This window comes from Paenibacillus sp. MCAF9 (assembly GCF_052114265.1).
Taxonomy (GTDB): Bacteria; Bacillota; Bacilli; order Paenibacillales; family Paenibacillaceae; genus Pristimantibacillus.
In genome coordinates this window covers 471,110-492,344 of record NZ_JBFREL010000003.1, presented here as the reverse complement: position 1 = coordinate 492,344, position 21,235 = coordinate 471,110, and the positions used below count along the sequence as shown (strand labels likewise).

Here is a 21,235-nt window from a genome sequence, read left to right as displayed (position 1 = left end):
ATGTAATTTATTGCTAGATCTCAATTGCAAAGGTAAAGTAAAGCAAGGGAGAGATGCTTATGGATTACAAAATTGTTTTTTTCGATGTAGATGGAACGATTACGCACCATGAGGATGGCAGCATTTCAAATCAAACAAAAAAAGCGATAAAGGCGCTAATCGACAAAGGAATCAAGGTCGTTGCTGCAAGAGGCAGGCCGTTATCCATGTGCGAAGAAATAAGAGAACTCGGAATCGATACGTTCATCACAGCAAATGGCGCGTATGTAAAACATAAGAAAGAGATCATTCATAAATTGCCGATGGACAAAACGCTTATGAGACAAGTATTTGATTTTGCTCATACCAATGACCACGGGTTATCCTTTTATACTGCCTTTGGCGATGGCGAGAACGACATAGATATGCTCGAATTTGTAGGGCTAGGCATTGCGATGGGCAATGGGAGTGAACGGCTAAAAGAAGCAGCTGATTTTGTTACCAAAAAGTCGAGCGAGGACGGAATTGAGTTTGCGCTCAAAAAGTATGGGATTATATAACCCTTTCCTTCTTAAACGAAGGTGGGAGGCTTTTTTGATGACGGTTTGGTACGAAAGGGTTGACACCGCTAAGCGATTTCGTGATGATGGAGTAGAGCATGTAGCGGAAGGAGCTGACCTAAGATGAATTTAATAGTGGAACAACCAGCAGCTCGCTGGTACAAAAAAGAAATGGGGCTTTCCGATGGTGATGCGATTCGTATTTACGTTCGCCTGGGCGGCTGCGGCAGCGTTCATCCAGGACTTTCACTTGGCATTATGAAGGATGAGCCCAAGACAGCGGGACTTCGTGATGTCGTAGAAGGTATTACCTATTTTATAGAAGATGACAATCTGTGGTATTTGGATAATAAGACGCTTCGCATTTCTTTTGACGAGAAGTATGAAGAAATTAAAATGGTTGTGGAATAACCACATGGCATAGCAGGACAACAAAAAAGGAGCAGCTCCAATAGGTCATAAACCTTAAAGAGCTGCTCCTTTATTGCGTGTTGGCGCTTATTTGCTACTTATCAAGAGGCGATTCTGCTTCAGTTTTGTCCTGACATGAGCTTTTTGAGCAATTGCAGCATTTGCCGTTATGACGATGACCAGCTGCCTTGTCTTTATCATGCGGTGCTCCGTTTTTTGTATTCTCCTTGTTATCCTCATTTAAAGATGTCTGTATGTCCACTTTGTTTACCGCCATCCTCTCATTTGCCGATCACTTATTCCTATTATAAAAGTATGATCATGGAGGCCGCATCGGGGAACCTCCCTATTTGCTAAGCAGCTTTCGCATAGAAACCCTTAGCTATAGTTCAGGGAGTTCCCCGACATACAAATGGAAGAGAATCCCCTAAACTAAAGGTGTAGCAAACGAAAGCGAGCACAGCATAAACGATTAACACCACACATTAGGAGGATTTCATATGGAGCATGCTCCTTTGAGAAGGGTTGAACAGCTTGCTTTGAAGAAGCAAAAGGTGTTTCTGACAAGCAAGCTGAGATATATATTGCGAGCCATGTTAGCGAGTATGTTTATCGGATTTGGCGTAATCGTAGCGTTTAAGACAGGCAGCTTTTTCTATGAGTCACATAGTCCGCTAACCTATCCAATGGCGGCGATAACGTTTGGTGCAGCAATCATTCTAATCTCATATGGCGGAGGAGATCTTTTTACAGGTAACACCTTCTATTTCACCTTTGCAGCTCTTAGGGGCAAAATGCGCTGGCAAAACGTTGTAAAGCTATGGTGTGCAAGCTACGCAGGCAACTTTCTTGGTGCAGTTGCTTTCGCCCTTCTCATATGGGCAACCGGATTGTTCAGCGATGCGTCCGTTAATGGATTTTTACTCAGTGTCGTAGAGAAGAAGCTTCACGCTCCGGTATGGGAATTGTTTTTCCGAGGTGTATTGTGTAACTGGCTGGTCTGCTTAGCGTTTTTTGTTCCGATGTCACTGCGCGGAGATGGGCCGAAATTGTTCGCTATGATGCTATTCGTATTCTGCTTCTTTATTTCAGGCTACGAGCACAGCATCGCTAATCTTTGCACCTTCGCCATTGCGCTTGTGCTGAATCATCCAGGAACCATTTCACTCGAAGGCATGATTCATAATCTTGTACCTGTAACACTAGGTAATTTAATCGGTGGCTCCGTCCTTATGGGCGTTATGTATTATTTCGTAAACAAACCATTTGAAGAGGTGGAATAACAATGAAAAAATCAAAAGTTGTCGTTATTGGTGTAGGAGCAGTAGGATCCACAACAGCCTATACGCTGCTGCTTCGCAGCCGGATGGATGAGCTTGTGTTAATAGATGCGAATGCAGGCAAAGCAGTTGGGGATGCGCTTGATATGAATCACGGGATGCCATTCCTTGGTCAGACTAAAGTATGGGCAGGAACTTACGAGGACTGTAAGGATGCGGATATCGTCATCATTACAGCTGGAGCAGCACAGAAGCCTGGGGAGCCAAGGCTGAATCTATTAAAGCGCAACATTGCCATCTATGAAAGCATCGTATCCGAAGTATTGAAATACAATGATGACGGCATTCTATTAATCGCGACGAATCCGGTAGATATTATGAGTTACTTCTGCCAGAAAAAGTCGGGCTGGCCAACTCACCGTGTTATCGGTTCGGGCACATTGCTCGATAGTGCTCGTTTCCGCTACCTGATCGGCGAGCGATTGCAGCTTGACCCGCGCAGCGTACATGCCCATATCATTGGGGAGCATGGGGACTCCGAGCTTCCATTATGGAGCCTCGCAAACGTAGCTGGTTCGTCCATCTCGCTCAGCGAGGAAGAAAAGTCCGACATCTTTACGCATACGAGAGATGCAGCCTACGAAATCATAGAAGCGAAAGGTGCCACTTATTACGCTATTGCGTTAGCACTGGATCGCATTGTAACTGCGATACTATCCAATGAGTCGGCTGTACTCAATGTATCCACGTTAGTAGAAAACTACCACGGCATATCAGATGTATACATGGGTGTTCCGTGCGTCGTTGATCGCAATGGAGTAAGAGAGGTGCTGGACATTCCAATTACAGAGGAAGAAAAAGCGCTGCTGCACCGTTCGGCGAACAAGCTGAAGGAACTGATTGAAACGATCTCGGTTTAGACAAAAATAAGAGGAGCTGATCGTCATGGTAACCAAATGGCTAAGCGAAAACAAATATGCAGCGGGCTTAATGCTTGTGCTGCGGTTGTACTTGGGATGGCAATGGCTGAGCGCTGGATGGCATAAGCTTGGCGGATTTGATGCCAGCGGATTTTTAAAAGGAGCTATCGGCAACCCAGTAATGGATAAAGCGACAAACGAATTAGTTTATCCGACGTTCACTGCATTTCTAGAACATGTTGCTCTTCCGAATGCAGGCATCATTAACTTCCTCATTCCCGTTGGTGAATGTTTGGTAGGGCTTGGACTTATCGTTGGCGCACTTACGACAGCTGCAGCATTTTTCGGATTATTAATGAACTTCATGTTTATGTTTGCAGGTACGGTATCGACTAACCCTTGGATGCTGCTGATCGGAATTATCGTATTCATCGCTGGCACGAACGCAGGCAAATTCGGTATTGATTACTTTGCCCTTCCTTATCTGCGCAAACTATTTAAGAAAGGCAACCGCAGCGATAGCAGGTATGCGGACGACAATACAATCCCTCGTTAGAGCGGAACGAATGTAAAGAATAAGGGTTGCTCCACAAGTAGGTATCTACTTTTGGGGCAACCCGTTTTTTTGCTCGATTGACATGAACTCCTTAGTTTGTTACTTTAATTATATATATTCGTATTGGTTTAGTTGGATTTAAGTGAGTGGAGGTGTGTCAAATCAACATTGAGAATATAGAAGCATTCGTCTATGTCATCCATTGTGGAAGCTTTAATAAAGCAGCTGACGCGTTGTATTTGTCTCAGCCTTCTGTAACAGCAAGAATTAAGTCCCTTGAGCAGGAGCTCGACTGCAAGCTGTTCGACCGAAATGGCAAACAGATTCAAATAACCGAAGACGGTAAACGATTTCTCCCTTATGCCCAGCAGCTGCTGCTCATCTATCAGAAGGGCAAGCAGCATATTAATCAAAAGAAGTCACTGCCGAACGAGTTCCGAATTGGCTGTACCGTGTCTGTCTCCAATTATATTATTCCTGACTTATTGCCTCGCTTGAAGAAGAAATTTCCAAACACTCACTATAAGATTATCACAAGCACCACGGATGAGATTGTGAATAAAGTGCTGAGCAAGGAAGTGGATATTGGCTTTGTTCGCAAGGTGAATCATCCAAGCCTGCAGTCGACCAAGTTCTATGAAGATCCAATACGGCTGCATGTGTATCATGGGCATCCGTTCTTAACAACGGATATGCTGACGGTTGAGGCGATTGCTGAACAGCCGCTCGTTTTTTTTGAATGCGGCTCATTGGATTGGCTTCGCATTCATCGTATATTCGAGAATTTGGAGCTGCCGCCCAACATTCAAATTCAGACGGACAATTCCGAAATGGCCAAAAAGCTTGTCATTCAGAAAGCAGGCATCGCGTTTCTTCCAGGCTTATGCGTCCAGCAGGAGCTGCAGGATGGGAAGCTTTATCCGATACGCGTCCCGGAGACGGAAGGTATTTTTTTGCAGACGAACCTCATTTCGCATCATGGAGAGCATCTGGAATTTGTACATGCCATTACGGAAATAGGCAAGCAATTAGCAGATGCGGAGCTAAGCTTATCAGCAAATATAAATCTGTAATATAAAAACTCTATTATTCGATAGGCGCTTGATATGGTACATTCATAATTACAGTTAAGCCGATATGAATAGTGCACTTAATCACATTCGTCCACTGCTCCTACTGAAGCAGCGGACGTTTTTTGTTGATAAAAGCATCATTGGATTATTCAATTTTCTTATAGAAGATCTCTATAAGCTATAGGATTGACGAAGCTGGCAGTCCGGTGATAAAGTGAATTCAACACAATTCTTACTTAACAGGTAGGAATTATAAGGATTTAAACATTTAGGGGGAAAAAGAAAATGAAAAAACGTTTCGTTTTATCGATTGCACTCGTCCTTGCCCTTACAGTTGCTGGCTGCGGAAGCAATAAAAACAACACCGGCGGCAGTGTGGAAACAGGAAGCGGAGAGGCTTCCAAATCCGTAACAAAAATTGTTGTTGGCACAGGAACACAATTCCCTAAAGTTTGCTTTATAGATGAGAATGGTAAGCTTACTGGTTTCGATGTAGAGCTTGTAAGAGAAATTGATAAACGTCTTCCAGATTATGAATTTGACATTCAAACGCTTGAATTTACGAACCTGCTGTTAAGCTTGGAAACGAAAAAAATTGACATGATTGCACATGAGATGGAGCAAAATCCGGAACGCGTACAGAAGTACCTCTTTAATAAAGAGCCTTATGCGCACTGGAGAAACAAGATCATAGTAGACAAGGACAATAATTCAGTTCAAACGTTGGCTGATCTAAAAGGTAAAAAAGTGCTAACAACGGCAACAAGCGCAGCGGCAACGATTCTTGAGAATTACAATAAGGAAAACGGAAACGCGCTTGAGCTTGTGTATCAAAATGGCGGTGCAAACGACAACGTATCGCAAGTAACCTCGGGCCGAGTGGATGCCTTCCTCGCTGCTGACTTTACTTTATCGTTAGTTGATCCGAAGAAAGAGCTTAAAGCAGTAGGTCCGGCACTGAGCGAAGCAGACATCTTGTTCATGTTCCGCAAGGACGATCCGGAGCAGCAAAAGCTTTCTGATGCAGTTGATGTGGTAATCAAAGAACTGAAAGCAGACGGTACGCTGGCTAAGCTTAGCTCAGAATGGCTGGGCGATGATTTTACTTCCCAAGAAAAATAAACCCATTTGAAAGGTGAGATGGCTAAGGTGGGAGAACCTTTTGATATCAGCTATGTGTTCGAGTATCTAATAAAGCTGCTGCCTACCTTGAAAGTCACTCTTCTTATTGTGGTGAGTTCCATCGTACTTGGGGTTGGCGTCGGATTTATCGTCGCCTTTCCCCAGCTTTATAAGATTCCGGTTCTAAGACGGTTTTCACAGGTGTATTTATCTTTTTTTAGAGGGACGCCTATACTCATTCAGCTATTTCTGTTTTATTACGGCTTGCCTGAAGTTTTGAAGCTTTTTCATTTGGATGTGGCTAAAGTGCCGGCATTATATTTTGTCATTCTTACTTATGCGCTGCACAGCGGAGCCTATATAGCGGAGATGATTCGCGCGGCTGTCGGGGCAGTGGATCGGGGCCAGGTTGAAGCAGCTTATGCGGTAGGAATGACGGGTTTCCAAGCTTTTACCCGAATTGTACTACCTCAAGCCGTTTCGATTGCATTGCCGGTATTCTCTAATCTTGTCATTGCAAATTTGAAGGATACATCACTCGCCTTTTCGTTAGGTATTATGGAATTAACAGGAAAATCACAGACACTGGCTGTTATGTCCAGGCATTTCCTTGAAACGTATGTATCGCTCGCGATTATCTACTTTATTTTGAGCTTTGGGCTTGAGAAGCTGTTCCATTTGATCGAACGCAGGTTATTGAAGCACGAGCGCCGCATCGCGGTAGAAGACAAAGAACCTCTTATCAAAAAAGATAAAGCAAGGCGGTTTGCAGCCGGGATAGGCTTTGGCAGAGGAGGAAGGGAAAATGAAGCTTGATTTCGCATTCATATGGACGGCGTTTGTTCAGCTTTTGAGCGCGGTGCCAACGGCTTTGGCGATTACGTTCGTTTCTGTTTTTTGCGGCTTCCTCATTGGCACATCTGTAGCTGTCATTAGACTTTATAAGATTCCAGTCCTTTATCCTATCGCCGTTTCCTATGTTACCGTCATCCGCGGAACTCCTATGCTAACGCATTTATTGCTTATTTATTTCGGTTTGCCGATTATCGTTGATGGTATAGCTGAGGCGTTGGGCTTATCGTTCCGTTCGGTCTCGATTCCCATGATAGGGTTCGCTTATATTTCTTTCTCGATTACGGCTGGCGCATACATGTCTGAGGTTGTCAGATCGGGACTGCTTGCGGTTAACCGCGGACAAATGGAAGCAGCGTATTCCATTGGAATGACGACCTCTCAGGCGATGCGCCGAATTATTTTGCCCCAAGCCTTTGCCGCAAGCTTGCCTAACTTATCGAACTCGGTAATTGGCATGCTGCACGGATCAACGCTGGCTTTTACAGTGTCGGTCGTTGACATTAATGCAAAAGCGCAAATCGTTGCTTCAACAAACTGGAAGTTTTTTGAGGCTTACCTTGCCGCAGCTCTTATTTTCTGGGGATTAACCTTTTTCATCGAGCGACTGACCGCGTTAGCCGAGAAGCGCTTTAACCTGTACAACAGAGGCGGTGTCTCATGATTAAGCTGACGCAAATTAAGAAGAGCTTTGGACGCAATGAGGTGCTCAAAGGAATCGATCTTACAGTCAAAAAAGGCGAGGTCGTTGCGATACTCGGACCAAGCGGCTCCGGCAAAACAACGCTGCTGCGCTGCATCAATTATTTAGAGAAGCCTAGCGACGGTCAAATTTCGATTGATGATTTCACCGTTAATTGCAAGCGTCCAGATAAAAAAGGAATTCATACGCTTCGGCAAAAAAGCGCAATGGTTTTCCAGCAATATAATTTATTTAAGCATAAGACGGCAATTGAAAATGTAATGGAAGGTCTCCTCATCGTTAAGAAGCTTCCGAAAGAAGAGGCGCGGCAAAAAAGCGAGGAGCTGCTTGAAAAGGTTGGCCTTGGCAATAAGCTGCATGCTTATCCGAGCGAGCTCTCTGGCGGACAACAGCAGCGTGTGGGCATCGCTCGCGCGCTGGCGCTGAATCCAGAAGTTATATTGTTCGATGAGCCGACTTCGGCGCTTGATCCAGAGCTGGTTGGCGAGGTGCTTAGCGTTATTCGCAAAATCGCAAAAGAAGGCATCACGATGATTATCGTGACCCATGAAATGAGCTTTGCGCAGGATGTTGCCAGCCATGTTGTCTTTATGGACGGCGGGGCGATCGTTGAAGAGGGCAGGCCTAACGATATTTTCACCAATCCGAAAGAAGAACGAACCAAGCAATTTTTGAAACGGATCACACCTGAGGGTGTCTATTCCATCTAACACATAGAGGAGCGAATCAATATGTCACTCAAAATTGGCATTCTGGATCAAAGTATAATTTTTCCCGGTCAAACTGCTGCTGAAGCCTTGGCGAATACCGTGAGGCTGGCGCAATTGGCAGAAACGCTTGGTTTCGAGCGCTTCTGGGTATCTGAGCATCATGATTCTCCCGGGATGGCGGGGTCCTCGCCAGAGGTGCTTATTGCTTATTTGCTGGCTCAAACATCATCCATTCGCATTGGTTCAGGCGGCGTAATGCTCCAGCATTACAGCCCTTATAAAGTAGCAGAAAATTTTAATGTGCTTGCTTCACTCGCGCCAGGAAGAGTTGAGCTTGGCATCGGGCGAGCGCCAGGCGGATTGCCGCGTTCTACGAAAGCTTTGCAGAAGGGCGTAGCGGAAGCTGATACTTTAGCTGAGAAGCTGACAGAGCTGGAGCACCTGCTCCATGATAAGACTGGTGAGGAGCATCCGCTGGCTGGGCTTGTTGCAAGTCCGCTGCCGAAGCAGCCTGCTGACATTTTTTTGCTTGGCACAAGCTTATCAAGCGCGGAGCTGGCTGCGGAGAAGGGTTATCCGTATGCTTTTGCATTATTCATTAATAACGATCCGGATACGGCTCAAAAAGCGATAGATACGTATCGGACTAAGTTTAATCGGTCGTTTGGCGGAGAGCCTAAAGCTATTCTAGCATTGTCAGTAATAGCGTCAGATTCGGAAGAAGAAGCGAATGAGCTCGCAGGTCATTTTAAAAATGTGAGAGTTACACTGGCAAGCGGCAAGACTGTAAACGTAGGCACGCTGGAACAAGCGAAGGAATTTGCTAGGCAGGCGGGAGAGACGTTTACAGCAGAGGAAAGGGATGCGGATATTACCCGCGGCACCAAGGAGACGGTTCGCAAACGACTGCTTGAAATTGGGGAGCAGTATGGCGTGGATGAGTTTATTTTTACGACGATTATTCCTGATTTCGCCAAGCGTGTACGATCCTTCGAGCTGCTTAAGGAAGCCTTTGAAGGAGAGTTGGTATGAGCGATTTCTCAGCCCAATTCATAGAAGAGAAGCTGATAACCATTCGAAGGCAGCTGCATCAGCATCCTGAGCTTTCTCATGAGGAGTTCGAGACGTCGGCTTCCATACGCGGCTGGTTAACGGAGGCGGGCATTCGCGTTGTTGATTATGGACTTCAAACCGGTGTCATTGCAGAGATTGGAGGATTGCATGGCGGCCCAATTGTCGCGGTTCGCGCGGATATAGACGCACTGCCGATACAGGAGGAGACGGGTCTTGCATTTGCTTCAACAATTCCGGGTAAAATGCATGCCTGCGGACATGATTTCCACACGGCCTCAATCATAGGAACTGCTCTTTTGCTCAAGGAAAGGGAGCAGGAGCTGCAAGGAACGGTGCGCTTGTTGTTCCAGCCTGCGGAAGAAAAAGCAAAGGGTGCTCAGAGGCTTATTGCAAGCGGAGCTTTGGAAGGCGTGAGCGCGGTGTTCGGCATGCATAACAAGCCGGATCTCCCAGTTGGAACGATTGGAATTACAGGCGGGCCAATCATGGCGGCAGCTGATGGTTTTGTCGTTGAAGTGGAAGGCCGCGGCAGTCATGCCGCAGTACCTGAAGCGGGTCTTGATCCGATCGTAACCGCGGCGCATATGATTACGGCACTGCAATCGATCGTAAGCCGCAGCGTAAGCGCGCTGGACAGTGCGGTTGTTAGTGTGACGAGGCTTCATGCGGGAACCGCTTGGAATATTATTTCGGACAAAGCGGTATTTGACGGTACGCTGCGTACGTTTGAAGAGCATGTCCGCACGACAGTCCGCGAGCGCTTTGATCAGGTCGTAAACGGTGTAGCATCGGCGTTTGCAACGAGTGCGAAAGTGAATTGGCTGGAAGGGCCGCCGGCAGTGGTCAATGATCAGAAGTGGGCCGATCAAGCTTCGATAACAGCGAATGCTCTTGGCCTTGCAGTGGTGAAGCCGACGCCTTCTCCGGCAGGCGAGGATTTTGCGTTTTATTTGAAGGAAGCCGAAGGGGTGTTTGTGTTTTTTGGCACAGCCGGCTCACAGGAATGGCATCATCCAGCCTTTGATTTAGATGAAAAAGCATTGCCGATTGCTGCTTCTTTTTTTGCTTCCCTTGCTGTGGATGCTCTGCGCAAGCTGGCGGGCGAGAATGCGCCGGGAGGACGACAACATTCTGAAATCATATGATGTGATCATCGTTGGAGCGGGCTCCATGGGGATGAGCGCAGGTTATGAGCTCGCAGCCCGCGGAGCAAGGACACTGCTCATTGATGCTTTTGATCCGCCGCATAATATGGGAAGCCATCACGGCGAGCCGCGTCTAATCCGGCATGCCTATCATGGCGGCGATACTTATGTGAAGATGGCGCTTCGTGCCGATGAGAGGTGGCTGGCACTCGAGAAAGCAACGGGGGAAAAGCTGCTGGAGCGATCAGGCGTGCTCAATATGGCAGAATCGAGCTTTTACAATTATGAAGGCAGATTAGGCGATGCTATGGCCAATGGCGTTCAAGTGGAGCTGCTGCGTGCGGACGAAATTAATCGGCGTTTTCCAGGTGTTCAATTGGCTGGTTCCTTTCAAGGGATGTACGAGCCGAATGCGGGTTACTTGTACAGTGAAAAATGTGTAGCTGCTTATAAGAATCAGGCTATAGCAGCTGGTGCGGAGCTTCTGGTAAACAGCTTCGTTACAGATATTCAGGCGAATGCTTCAAGCGTCACCGTTCATACGAATGAAGCTGCCTATACCGCACAGCAAATCATTATTACCGCCGGCGCATGGTTTGGCATGCTCGCGAAGCATGTTAAGCTTCCCATTCGTGCAGTTCGCAAGGTAGTTGGGTGGTTTGAAACGCGTTCACCCGCTTTTGATGCAGGCGTATTTCCCGGCTTCACTTGGGGCGGCGCGATGGGAGGCTACTATGGCTTTCCGAGCATTGGCGGCGCAGGAATTAAAATTGGCAGACACGATACAGGCGTGGAATGGCAGCCAGGTGAGCCGATTGCTCCATTTGGTGCTTATCCAGAAGATGAAGAGGATCTTCGCCGTGCGCTTGCCGCTTTTGTTCCGGATGCGGCCGGCAAGCTTTTGCGGGGTGCAGTATGCAAATACGAGTTTACGCCTGATGAGGATTTCATTATTGATGCTCATCCTGAGCATCATAATGTGCTGCTTGCTGGCGGTTTTTCCGGTCATGGCTTTAAATTTGCGAGCGTGGTAGGCGAGATTTTGGCTGATAAAATACAAAAAAAGAATACAGGGTACGATTTGCGATTATTTGAGCTTGATCGTTTTAGCAGGGCATAACGCTATTTACTTTTGTTATTCACGAGGAGGATTTTAAATGAGCGAACCCATTGTCGATATTCATGCATTTGTGAACGTATATGATCAAATTGAGCAGGAATTGGAAGGGCTGTCGGATCAACAGCTGAAATGGAAGGCTGCCCCTGAGTCATGGAGTGTGACCGAGGTGCTCGCTCATCTCATTGATCACAGCATTATCGTATCCTTTCGCATTCGTGAAATCTTGTCTGGCTCCGAGACAAGGCTGCCCTCCTTTAAACAGGATGCTTGGGTGTCTGGCCAAAGAGCAAATGAAGGCGATGTTAAAGACACTTTGCTTGCGGCACGTTCACTTGTTCAATATAACAGCCTGTTGTTTAATCGTTTGACCGAGGAAGAATGGAGCAAGACCGGCATTAACTTTAAAGGTGAGCCCGTATCAATAGCTGTGATCGTACCGGCATTTGTGAAGCACGTGCAAGGTCACTTAGGTCAAATTCGTCGAATCAAGCAGGGAGAGCTGGACTCTCGCAGTTAGATTAATGCCATTTTAAAAGGTATAGCCATTGTGATCATATAAAGGGAGAGCAGGTGAAGAAGCATGTCTGATACAGCTGTCATTATTCGTAATGCTGAGCTTGAGGATCTAGATGCTACACGGGAAGTACTTATTGATGCTTATGGCCAATATGAGCAAGTGCTGCCTGAAGCGGCATGGAATCAATATAAAGAAAGCATACTGGAATCTGTTGAAGGCGCAGCAACGAAGGCGCGTTTAGTCGCGGTGCTCGGCGGGAAGATCGTTGGAAGTGTGTTCTTGTTTGATTCCTCTGAAGCGGCCTATGGACGGCCGGAGCTTCAAATTCATTCACCGATTATTCGCCTGCTCGCCGTATCGCAGACAGCACGCGGCTTTGGTGTAGCGACGGAGCTTATCCGTGCCAGTGCAAAGCTTGCAAAGGAATGGGGAGCGGAGACGCTGCATCTTCATACTTCAGACATGATGGATTCAGCTGTAAGGCTGTACGAGCGCCTCGGCTTCGAGCGCGCATTCGATAAGGATTTAATGAACGGGGAAACGCTCGTTAAGAGCTATCGGCTTCAATTAAAGGAAGCATCGTTATTGCAGGTAACATAGCAGGACTGCTGCTTTTGCTGTCAGAAGATCAATCATACTATGTTTATTAGGAGGATGTTTATTATGGCGAACCGCAAGCAACTTAAGTTTGGCGCATTGATTCATGGTGTGGGAGGCAATATCTCGGCATGGCGGCATCCGGAAGTGCCGGCTGATGCGAGCGTGAACTTTAAATTTTATACGGAGCAGGCACAGACTGCTGAAGCGGGTAAGTTCGATCTTGTATTTATCGCTGACGGTCTATATATAAACGAAAAATCGATTCCGCATTTTTTAAATCGCTTTGAGCCGATTACGATATTGTCTGCGCTGGCAGCTGTTACGTCCAAAATTGGATTGGTTGGCACATTGTCGAGCTCATATAGTGAGCCGTTTACGGTTGCAAGACAATTTGGTTCTTTAGATCATATTAGCGGCGGTCGTGCTGGATGGAATGTCGTTACATCTCCGCTTGAGGGCTCGGCAAGCAATTTCAGCAAAACGGATCATCCGACACATGATGAGCGCTACAAAATTGCCGAAGAGTATTTGGAAGTGACACGCGGTTTGTGGGATTCTTGGGAGGACGATGCTTTCGTCAGAGATAAAGAGTCAGGTGTGTTCTTTGATCCGTCTAAGCTGCACCGTCTAGATCATAAAGGCGAGTATTTCTCTGTTCAAGGTCCGCTTAATATTGCTCGCTCGAAGCAAGGGCATCCGGTTATTTTTCAAGCTGGCTCTTCTGAGAGCGGCAAGAAGCTGGCTGGCAAAGCAGCAGATGCGGTATTCACAGGCCATGACAATATCGAAGATGCCAAAGCATTTTATAAAGACGTGAAGGATCGTACGGTGGCTGAAGGCCGTTCGGTGGATGATATCGTTATTCTTCCTGGGATTGGTCCGATTATTGGACGTACGGAAGAGGAAGCTGAGCGCAAGTACCAAGAGCTGGCAGAGTTAGTGACGATCGAGAATGCTTTGAACTATTTAGGGCGTTTCTTCGAGCATCATGACTTCTCGCAATATCCGCTTGATGAGCAGTTCCCAGAGCTTGGTGACCTCGGTCAAAACAGCTTCCGCAGCGGCACGGACAAAATTAAAAAAGTAGCAAAAGAGAAAAATCTTACGCTGCGCCAGGTTGCGCTTCAATCCGCGACTCCGCGTCCGCAATTCATAGGTACACCTGAGAAAATTGCAGATCTGATTGAGGAGTGGCATGAAGAGGGAGCAGCAGACGGCTTCATTATTCATTCTTCGATTCCAAGCGGATTGAATGATTTTGTTGAGCTGGTTGTTCCAATTCTCCAAGAGCGCGGCATTTATCGCACTGATTATGAATCGGATACGCTGCGCGGCAATCTCGGCTTACAGATTCCGGCGAATCGCTATACCAAAGAGAAAGTGAATAGCTAATTAATTTAAAAATGTATAGTCCTTCCTTCCATGTTGTGATAGTGACAAGTCTTGAGAGGGTATAGAGAGGGTTGCTTGGGTAGACTTGTATTGTGCGTTCTGTTAAATGGAGGTGCAATACGATGAAATACGAACTGGGCAATTGCCTGCTGGAGCAGCGATTAAGCGAACGCGGGTTATCGCAGGCGCAGCTTGCAGATGCACTGATGGTGAGACCCGAGAGGATCGGCGACTATATCGACAACAAACGAATCATGCCGCTTAAGGTGGCGATTTCGATAGCTGCAACGATTAAATGTGATGTACCCGAACTCTATGAGCTGCGGACATCCAATGAAGTAGAATAATGATTCAAAGAAAAATAGCCCAGTAGGTCTTCTACGACCTGCCGGGCTATTTCGCTGAAAATATTGGACGTGCAGGAAGCCGACCTGTACAGAGCATAAGCCTTAAAAAATAACGCTGTCCAGCTCCCTGGGCGGCGTTTTTCTTGCTGTCGCACTCTCCATTTAATAGCGAAGGTTCGCATATGCAATATGTTCATTAATTCGTATGGCCAAACTTGTTCAATCCTTTTTCTTGCTATAACATTATGAAATAAGATAGACCTTGTACAGGAGTGGAGTCATAGTGAGACGAGGGAGTGGAATGTATGAAGCTAACGGAGCCCGAAATCGAAAAAAGCTTGGCGGCATGTGAAGGCTGGAAGCGGGAGGAGGGTAAATGGATTATCAAAAAATATCGCTTTAAATCGTTTCCAAGCGCTATCGCTTTCGTAAACGAGGTAGCGCAAGCATCCGAGCGTCTGAACCATCATCCATTCATAGCTGTCGATTATAAAATGGTAACGCTCCGAATGACGACATGGCATGATGGCGGCCTTACGGAGCTGGATTTTACAGCAGCAGCAGCTTTTGACCTTAATTATGCCAGCGCTTGAATATACCCTTGATTAAGCTGAATTTTCTAAGAAAATGTATGGGAAAAGGTTAGCAGGCTGCCTCAGACGATAAGTCCATTCATTAGGCAGCCTGCTATTTTTTATGAAAAACTAAACACCTGAATACGCTAAAAAACCGCCATCAACTGGAATCGTTGTACCAGTGACAAAACCTGCCGTTGTCTCGTCAGCGAGCCATAATAGAGTGCCCAGCAAATCTTCGGGTTTGCCGAAACGGCGCATCGGAGTATGGGAAATAATTTTGCCCGAGCGTTCGGTTAAATGACCATCCTCGTCCAATAGCAGCTTTCTGTTTTGCTCAGTCAGGAAAAACCCGGGAGCAATAGCGTTAACTCGAATGCCGGATTCAGCTAGGTGAACGGCCAGCCACTGCGTGAAATTGACGATAGCTGCTTTGGCTGCACTATAGGCAGGTACCTTGGTCATCGGCGATGGAGCGCTCATCGATGAAATATTTATGATTGTTGCGCCTTGACGGCCAAGCATTTGTTCTGTAAAGATTTGCGTTGGAATAAGTGTGCCGATAAAGTTGAGATCCATGACGCTGCGGAATCCTTCAATGCTCAAATTAAACAGCGTCGTTTTATTTTCTGCGTGAAGATGCTCTGGCTTAAAGGTCTCGTTCGTCGTATTCGCGCTAGGATGATTGCCGCCCGCACCATTAATTAATATATCGCATGGTCCAAGCTTATCGAGCACAGCGGCTGCCGCTGCTTTCGTGCTTTCAGCGCTCGTGACATCACATGCGACAGCGATGGCGATCCCGCCGGCAGCCTGTATCTCCTCAGCCACGGCAATCCCTTTCTCAGCGGTGCGATTGAGTATGGCGATTTTGGCACCTTGTCTAGCAAGCTCAAGCGCCATGACTCGGCAAAGTACGCCCGCACCGCCAGTGATGACAGCGACCTTGCCTTCAAATGACTTATGCTTAGGCAGCTGTGTCATGATTTGCCCTCCAAACCTGCAGTTGAAGCGGCTGCAAGCTGATACGCGTCCCAAAGCCCCCATAAATACATAATGCCGAGCGCGCGATCGTATAGGCCGTATCCCGGTCTGCACTGCTCATCAAAAATATGACGCCCATGGTCAGGCCTTGCATATCCTGTGTAGCCCACCTCGTGATAAGCTCTCACAATGCCGGCGATATCAACGGTTCCATCTTCTGTACGGTGAGACGTCTCGATAAAGTCTCCGTTCTCATACACGCGGACGTTGCGGATATGGGCGAATGGGATACGGTCTGCAAACTCATGAATCATAGAAATAATATCATTGCTGGGATTTGCGCCGAGCGAGCCGCTGCAAAGCGTAATTCCGTTAAACGGACTATCATAAAGCTTGAGGAAAGTTCTGAAGTTTTCCTGTCCTGTCATAATACGCGGCAATCCGAACACAGACCATGGCGGATCATCCGGATGAATGGCCATTCGAATGCCGCTGCGTGCTGCCACAGGTATAATTTCATTTAAGAAGTAACGAAGATTTTCCCATAGATGCTCTTCGGTCACGCCTTGATAAGCCTCAAACAGCTTCGTCAAATGCTGAAGCCGCTCAGGCTCCCAACCCGGCATAGTTAGCGCTGAGTTCGCGTTAATCTCTTCAACAAATTGGAATGGATCGGCATCAGCAATTCGGCTATTCTCGTAAAATAAAGCGGTTGCACCATTGCCCATCGGCTTGTGCAAATCGGTGCGCAGCCAATCGAAGATGGGCATGAAGTTATAGCAAATAACTTTAACGCCAACGCTGCCTAGCTTCTCAATTGTTTTCTTATAATTGTCTATGTATAAATCACGCGACGGCAAACCAAGCTTAATATCCTCGTGTACGTTAACGCTTTCAACAACATCGATATGCAAACCGTATTGCTCTGCTTGCTGCTTTACCTCCAAAATTCGCTCCAGCGGCCATTCCTCTCCTGCCGCAACATCATGAAGCGACCAGACGATACCGTCTGTACCGGGAATTTGTTTAATATAGCTAAGGGGAACCGTATCGTTGCCTTCTCCGAACCATCTAAAAGTCATTTTCATGCGTATCAATCCTCCCGTTTTATTTGTAGTAATGCGGATACTTTTCCTTAAGCACGGCCTGATCGGATATGTTCTGAGTAAGATGCTCCGTCATGAGCCGATCAGCAGTATCCGCATCTTGAGCTTCTACAGCTTCTGCCATCATGCGATGCTGCGCATAAAGATTTTCCCAGTGGAGATCATCCACCAGACGCAGCATACGGCTTCGATTGAGATGCCCATTCATTTGCTGCATATTCGACCAGGTGTTGCTCTTGCTGCAGCCTTCAAATAAGATGCGATGAAAAGCCTCGTCAAGCGAAAACATACTTTGGTTATCTTTGTTGTGAATGCTTTCCTGCTGAAGGTGAAGGTTGTTCTGAAGCTTGAGAAGGTAGGGCGCAGGAAAATGGCTGCACGCTAACCGAATGACAGCCCTCTCTAGATGCTCTCGCATAAATCTTGCTTCCTCTACGAGTGCAGTGTCGATTAATGAAACGAGTGTTCCCCGCTGTGGAAGCACTTGAACAAGACCCTCTTGAGCGAGTCTAAGGAAGCTTTCCCTTACGGGAGTACGGCTGACCTTGAACAAAATGGAGGTCTCATTCTCTGAAAGAGCTGTTCCAGGCGGCAGTTCCAGCTTCAAAATCTGTTCTCTTAGCTGCATATAAACGGAGTCTCTAGTGGATAGGGGCTGTTGACGTACATGGTAATCCATCGGCTCATTCCTTTCATCTTCACACTACCATACTACCATACAAGTATACAATCGCGTAAGCGTAAATTTAAAATGCCAGAAGGGCTGCCCCAAAAGTAGATGATCTACTTCTGAGACAGCCCTTCAATATGGTTCCATACGTTTATTTTGCGCTAATCGGCATTACTCCAAGTTGTTTCATTACCGCTAATAGGACAAGCAGGGAATTTTTCTCCCTTTTGGAGCTTATCTTTCTTGCCTGACTCTGAAATGTAGTTCCCAGCATGCTTAACAATTTCTCCCGTTCGATAAGAAGTATTCGTACTACTCATAGTAACTAGCACCTCCAGTTATTTTGTAGCAGGTAGATAGGGGGTTACCTGCTTATTCTTATTTACCCCGCTTAGCATGATATGAAACAGTTTGTAGTGAAATAAGATAACTTAGCTGCTTGCGGCATTTTCCGTTTTTGCTTCAGTTCTCGTTTTCTCACGCTCTAATAGCGTCTTCAAATAGGTCGACATCACTCTCGCTAGCTGATCGGATACTTCCATAAGACTCATATGTCCGACATCCTCGAATGTTGTCTCCAGAATATGAGGGTATTTGAACGTCGTTTCTGGTTGATCCAGACTCGTAACCGTGAACGTATCATTAGGTTTAATGACGCCATCCTCTGCGCCTGCTACTAGCAATATAGGGTATTTGGCTTCTGCCAGCACATGGCTGCGGTCGGGACGCATCTTCATCCCCTCTAATGTAGCGATAGCAGCGTGCGCCTCCATCTCTTGACCTACACCAATAAGCTGATTGACCTCGTCGCGCATTTCTCCGACTTTATCATCGGTAAATAGATTAGGAATGATGCTGTACAAATATTTTGAAATGCCTTTTTCTTGAATCGCTTCAATATCTGTATCACGTTTCTCCTTTGTAACCTCGGAGTCGGGAAGCACAGTCGAATGGATAAGGGCAAAACCTGCCAGCTTGTCCGGATAGTTCTCTGCAAAAGCAGCCGTTACATAACCGCCCAAGGAATGACCGAACATAACAACCTTCTCAATTGCAAGTGCTTCCAAAAGTGCTGCAATATCCTCGGCCATAGTCTCCATTGTATACGGGCCCTCAGGAGCAGATGAACCGCCGTGACCGCGGAGATCAGGGATGATGACGCGATATTGATCACCTAATACAGGACAGATTTTTTGCCAGTATTGAGATGAGCCGCAAAAGCCGTGGAGCAATACAATGACGTCTCCTTTACTACTGCCACATTCTTCATAGACTAAATCGATGCCATTAACGTGTATACGCTGCTTTTCCATCGATCATCACCAGCCTTTTCTATTATCGATTTGTTTTGGTGTAGTCTCTTAACCTATTCCAGAGCTTCTGAAACATTTGAAAAAACGGATTATTTATTTCTTCATTAATAGCCCTATTTTCAATTCGAAAGTCTGAGAATGGGTTGTTTCAAAGGTCAATAGGCTGGTTAATATCATGACAAGTTAACAAATTAACCAATCAACAAAAACAAAGCTTCAAAGGAAGGATGATTCCGATGTTAGGATGGGCATTATTATTTTTCATCTTTGCCATTGTCGCAGGCATTTTCGGATTTCTAGGCATTGCCTCGGCACTCGCTGGGATAGCAAAAATATTATTCGTCGTATTCGTTATTCTCTTTATTGTTTCTCTCATCGTTGGAAGAAGACGAGTCAGTTAACTTCATCTAACCAGATAGAACAACAAGAACTCAAATCAAACAATTCCAAACAAATACTGAGGAGGAATTTATTATGAATCAACTATCCAATACGAAGGTACACACGGTAAACAACGCTGTCGAGGTGCAAGAGCAGGTTTATAAATTTCAAACGGAAGGTTATGCGAAGGACAAAATTTTTGTACTGACGCATGATAAGGACCGGACAAACCGTATTGCTGACAATACGGATGCTGAGAAAATCGGCATTGCCGAGGAAGGCCTAGGAACGGCTATCGCAAACATTTTCCGCTCGAACGGAGATGAGCTGCGGGCGAAGATGAGATCACTGGGTATTTCGGAGCAAGAGTCACAGCGTCTTGAGCGTGAGATGGATCAGGATAAAATCTTAGTCATCGCATGGGGCGGTAAAGAATATACGGGTGATGAGTTTGATCCTGCCGTATACTACTACCCACAATACATGGGCTAACAACAGGCTCCACAACTACCGAGAATCTAATCAGGGCCTATCCGCGAGGGTAGGCCCTTTATTAAAAAGCTAAGTTTCAATTTTATAAGTAAGCTTATAAGCTATTGTGCTGCTTGGTAATTTTACTTATAAAAATTTGACTCTACTACCGCTTACGCTCAGAATATAAGTAGTAGTTATTGGAGCTAAAGGAGCCTGCATATGAGTATTATAATTGTAGATGATAATGCTACTAACCAGATTATTATTAAAGCTATTTTAAATAAAGAAGGTTATAAAAATTTGAAAATCGCGTCCTCGGCAAAGGAGCTTTATACGATGCTGGACATTGATTGTACGCTATCGACTGAATCAAACGTAGATTTGATTTTGATGGATATGATGATGCCGGAGATTGATGGCTTGGAAGCTTGCAAACGAATTTTACAGGTGGAGCGCTATAAGGATGTACCGATTATTTTCGTTACTGCGCTTGGCGATTCCAGCAAGATGGCGGAAGCGCTTGATGCCGGCGCCAGTGATTACGTGATGAAGCCGATCAACAAGATGGAGCTGCTGGCTAGAATTCGATCTGCTTTAAGGCTCAAGCGAGAAATTGATTGGCACAAAGAAAGAGACAGGCAGATTAAAGCAAAGCTGGAGTTAGCCAAAAAAGTGCAAAGAAATGTATTAAGCCAGCCTATCAATGATGATCATGTGGCGATAAGCGCTGTATATCAGCCTTCTTCGGAGCTTGCGGGCGATTTCTACGCATGGTACCCGATTGATGAGAATCGTTATGGCGTTATTTTGCTGGATATGATGGGACATGGCATTTCTTCTTCACTGGTCTGCATGTATATCTCCTCGGTTCTTAAGGATACAATTACGCATATTACCGATCCAAGTCTTGTTATGCGCGAGCTGAATCGGTATATGAACCAGCTGTATAAGAAGGAAGAACTGCTTAATTATTATTTTACCGCCATTTATTTAGTGCTGGATACGAATAAGCGGGTCATTGAATATGTAAATGCCGGACATCCTCCGGGAAAAGTACTAATTGGCGATGAGACAACCTTGTTGACTGCAGGCTGCTGTGCGATTGGGCTGTTTGAAAATATAGACATCCAAAAGGGCAGCATCTCTTACGAGGATCATATGAAGATCGTTCTTTATACGGATGGATTAAGTGAATCTCTTGGCGATAACGAAGAGGATAAGCTTAATATGCTTGTTGAACAGCTAATAATAAAAGATGCGAGTGAGCATGCGGAAATGGTCAGCGAGTTTTTATCGGAGCATGCGAGTGTAAGCCAGAAGGACGATATATGCTTAGTCATGATTGAAACCAAATAACTCTCCGGCTTGGAG

26 protein-coding genes are annotated in these 21,235 nt (G+C 46.0%); 21 read left to right on the top strand and 5 right to left on the bottom strand.

The genetic code is table 11. The annotated features are described in order from the left end of the window. Positions 1 to 59 precede the first annotated feature (59 nt). From AB4Z45_RS07670 to AB4Z45_RS07585, 18 genes are all read left to right on the top strand, one after another. On the top strand, positions 60 to 539 hold the full coding sequence (locus AB4Z45_RS07670) for an HAD hydrolase family protein (RefSeq protein ID WP_441908571.1): 480 nt from the start codon (positions 60 to 62) through the stop codon (positions 537 to 539). 123 nt (positions 540 to 662) lie between these two features. Then, positions 663 to 950: a HesB/YadR/YfhF family protein gene (locus AB4Z45_RS07665; RefSeq protein ID WP_441908570.1), complete on the top strand. Its 288-nt coding sequence runs from the start codon at positions 663 to 665 to the stop codon at positions 948 to 950. A gap of 500 nt (positions 951 to 1,450) precedes the next feature. Further along, positions 1,451 to 2,233 carry a formate/nitrite transporter family protein gene (locus tag AB4Z45_RS07660; protein ID WP_441908569.1) on the top strand — a complete coding sequence of 261 codons (783 nt, stop codon included), beginning with the start codon at positions 1,451 to 1,453 and terminating at the stop codon, positions 2,231 to 2,233. Between the two features lie 2 nt (positions 2,234 to 2,235). Next, a complete protein-coding gene (locus AB4Z45_RS07655) occupies positions 2,236 to 3,150 on the top strand; it encodes an L-lactate dehydrogenase (protein ID WP_430059526.1) in 915 nt (304 codons plus the stop codon). Between the two features lie 25 nt (positions 3,151 to 3,175). Continuing rightward, positions 3,176 to 3,706, top strand: a complete 531-nt coding sequence (locus AB4Z45_RS07650) for a DoxX family protein (protein ID WP_441908568.1) — start codon at positions 3,176 to 3,178, stop codon at positions 3,704 to 3,706. A gap of 161 nt (positions 3,707 to 3,867) precedes the next feature. Next, on the top strand, positions 3,868 to 4,779 hold the full coding sequence (locus AB4Z45_RS07645) for a LysR family transcriptional regulator (RefSeq protein ID WP_441908613.1): 912 nt from the start codon (positions 3,868 to 3,870) through the stop codon (positions 4,777 to 4,779). 285 nt (positions 4,780 to 5,064) lie between these two features. Further along, on the top strand, positions 5,065 to 5,901 hold the full coding sequence (locus AB4Z45_RS07640; RefSeq protein WP_441908567.1) for a transporter substrate-binding domain-containing protein: 837 nt from the start codon (positions 5,065 to 5,067) through the stop codon (positions 5,899 to 5,901). A gap of 27 nt (positions 5,902 to 5,928) precedes the next feature. Further along, positions 5,929 to 6,717, top strand: a complete 789-nt coding sequence (locus tag AB4Z45_RS07635) for an amino acid ABC transporter permease (protein ID WP_441908566.1) — start codon at positions 5,929 to 5,931, stop codon at positions 6,715 to 6,717. Further along, entirely contained in the window at positions 6,707 to 7,417 is a 711-nt protein-coding gene (locus AB4Z45_RS07630) for an amino acid ABC transporter permease (protein ID WP_441908565.1), read from the top strand. Before AB4Z45_RS07635 ends, AB4Z45_RS07630 begins: the two co-directional genes overlap by 11 nt. Beyond that, positions 7,414 to 8,166, top strand: coding sequence for an amino acid ABC transporter ATP-binding protein (locus tag AB4Z45_RS07625; protein ID WP_441908564.1), 753 nt, complete (start codon positions 7,414 to 7,416; stop codon positions 8,164 to 8,166). The genes AB4Z45_RS07630 and AB4Z45_RS07625 overlap by 4 nt, the downstream gene beginning before the upstream one ends. Before the next feature lie 21 nt (positions 8,167 to 8,187). Then, positions 8,188 to 9,198: an LLM class flavin-dependent oxidoreductase gene (locus tag AB4Z45_RS07620; protein WP_441908563.1), complete on the top strand. Its 1,011-nt coding sequence runs from the start codon at positions 8,188 to 8,190 to the stop codon at positions 9,196 to 9,198. After that, the gene (locus tag AB4Z45_RS07615; RefSeq protein WP_441908562.1) at positions 9,195 to 10,385 is read left to right on the top strand and encodes an amidohydrolase; all 1,191 of its coding nucleotides are present in this window, start codon (positions 9,195 to 9,197) and stop codon (positions 10,383 to 10,385) included. Before AB4Z45_RS07620 ends, AB4Z45_RS07615 begins: the two co-directional genes overlap by 4 nt. Further along, on the top strand, positions 10,348 to 11,505 hold the full coding sequence (gene solA, locus AB4Z45_RS07610) for an N-methyl-L-tryptophan oxidase (RefSeq protein WP_441908561.1): 1,158 nt from the start codon (positions 10,348 to 10,350) through the stop codon (positions 11,503 to 11,505). The genes AB4Z45_RS07615 and solA overlap by 38 nt, the downstream gene beginning before the upstream one ends. 37 nt (positions 11,506 to 11,542) lie before the next feature. Then, entirely contained in the window at positions 11,543 to 12,022 is a 480-nt protein-coding gene (locus AB4Z45_RS07605) for a DinB family protein (RefSeq protein WP_441908560.1), read from the top strand. Between the two features lie 63 nt (positions 12,023 to 12,085). Continuing rightward, positions 12,086 to 12,622 carry a GNAT family N-acetyltransferase gene (locus AB4Z45_RS07600; protein WP_441908559.1) on the top strand — a complete coding sequence of 179 codons (537 nt, stop codon included), beginning with the start codon at positions 12,086 to 12,088 and terminating at the stop codon, positions 12,620 to 12,622. A 63-nt stretch (positions 12,623 to 12,685) separates the two neighbouring features. Continuing rightward, on the top strand, positions 12,686 to 14,014 hold the full coding sequence (locus AB4Z45_RS07595; RefSeq protein WP_076269071.1) for an LLM class flavin-dependent oxidoreductase: 1,329 nt from the start codon (positions 12,686 to 12,688) through the stop codon (positions 14,012 to 14,014). A 122-nt stretch (positions 14,015 to 14,136) separates the two neighbouring features. Continuing rightward, positions 14,137 to 14,361 carry a helix-turn-helix transcriptional regulator gene (locus tag AB4Z45_RS07590; protein ID WP_076269070.1) on the top strand — a complete coding sequence of 75 codons (225 nt, stop codon included), beginning with the start codon at positions 14,137 to 14,139 and terminating at the stop codon, positions 14,359 to 14,361. A gap of 305 nt (positions 14,362 to 14,666) precedes the next feature. Beyond that, entirely contained in the window at positions 14,667 to 14,954 is a 288-nt protein-coding gene (locus tag AB4Z45_RS07585) for a 4a-hydroxytetrahydrobiopterin dehydratase (RefSeq protein ID WP_441908558.1), read from the top strand. A 111-nt stretch (positions 14,955 to 15,065) separates the two neighbouring features. Here the strand turns inward: AB4Z45_RS07585 and AB4Z45_RS07580 are convergent, their stop codons facing one another. From AB4Z45_RS07580 to AB4Z45_RS07560, 5 genes are all read right to left on the bottom strand, one after another. After that, positions 15,066 to 15,920, bottom strand: a complete 855-nt coding sequence (locus AB4Z45_RS07580) for an SDR family oxidoreductase (protein WP_441908557.1) — start codon at positions 15,918 to 15,920, stop codon at positions 15,066 to 15,068. Next, positions 15,917 to 17,008: a mannonate dehydratase gene (gene uxuA / locus AB4Z45_RS07575; RefSeq protein WP_441908556.1), complete on the bottom strand. Its 1,092-nt coding sequence runs from the start codon at positions 17,006 to 17,008 to the stop codon at positions 15,917 to 15,919. The genes AB4Z45_RS07580 and uxuA overlap by 4 nt, the downstream gene beginning before the upstream one ends. 19 nt (positions 17,009 to 17,027) lie before the next feature. After that, positions 17,028 to 17,705: a GntR family transcriptional regulator gene (locus AB4Z45_RS07570; RefSeq protein ID WP_441908555.1), complete on the bottom strand. Its 678-nt coding sequence runs from the start codon at positions 17,703 to 17,705 to the stop codon at positions 17,028 to 17,030. A 152-nt stretch (positions 17,706 to 17,857) separates the two neighbouring features. Beyond that, on the bottom strand, positions 17,858 to 18,016 hold the full coding sequence (locus AB4Z45_RS07565; RefSeq protein ID WP_179089827.1) for a hypothetical protein: 159 nt from the start codon (positions 18,014 to 18,016) through the stop codon (positions 17,858 to 17,860). A gap of 111 nt (positions 18,017 to 18,127) precedes the next feature. Next, positions 18,128 to 19,009: an alpha/beta fold hydrolase gene (locus AB4Z45_RS07560; protein WP_441908554.1), complete on the bottom strand. Its 882-nt coding sequence runs from the start codon at positions 19,007 to 19,009 to the stop codon at positions 18,128 to 18,130. 236 nt (positions 19,010 to 19,245) lie between these two features. Here AB4Z45_RS07560 and AB4Z45_RS07555 point away from each other — a divergent pair, with 236 nt between their 5' ends. The 3 genes from AB4Z45_RS07555 to AB4Z45_RS07545 all read left to right on the top strand — a co-directional run bounded on the left by AB4Z45_RS07555 (position 19,246) and on the right by AB4Z45_RS07545 (position 21,220). After that, the gene (locus AB4Z45_RS07555) at positions 19,246 to 19,410 is read left to right on the top strand and encodes a DUF1328 domain-containing protein (protein ID WP_076269061.1); all 165 of its coding nucleotides are present in this window, start codon (positions 19,246 to 19,248) and stop codon (positions 19,408 to 19,410) included. Positions 19,411 to 19,483: 73 nt separating this feature from the next. Beyond that, complete coding sequence (locus tag AB4Z45_RS07550) at positions 19,484 to 19,882, top strand: general stress protein (protein WP_441908553.1); 399 nt, start codon at positions 19,484 to 19,486, stop codon at positions 19,880 to 19,882. A 201-nt stretch (positions 19,883 to 20,083) separates the two neighbouring features. Continuing rightward, entirely contained in the window at positions 20,084 to 21,220 is a 1,137-nt protein-coding gene (locus AB4Z45_RS07545; RefSeq protein WP_441908552.1) for a SpoIIE family protein phosphatase, read from the top strand. Positions 21,221 to 21,235: the final 15 nt, after the last annotated feature.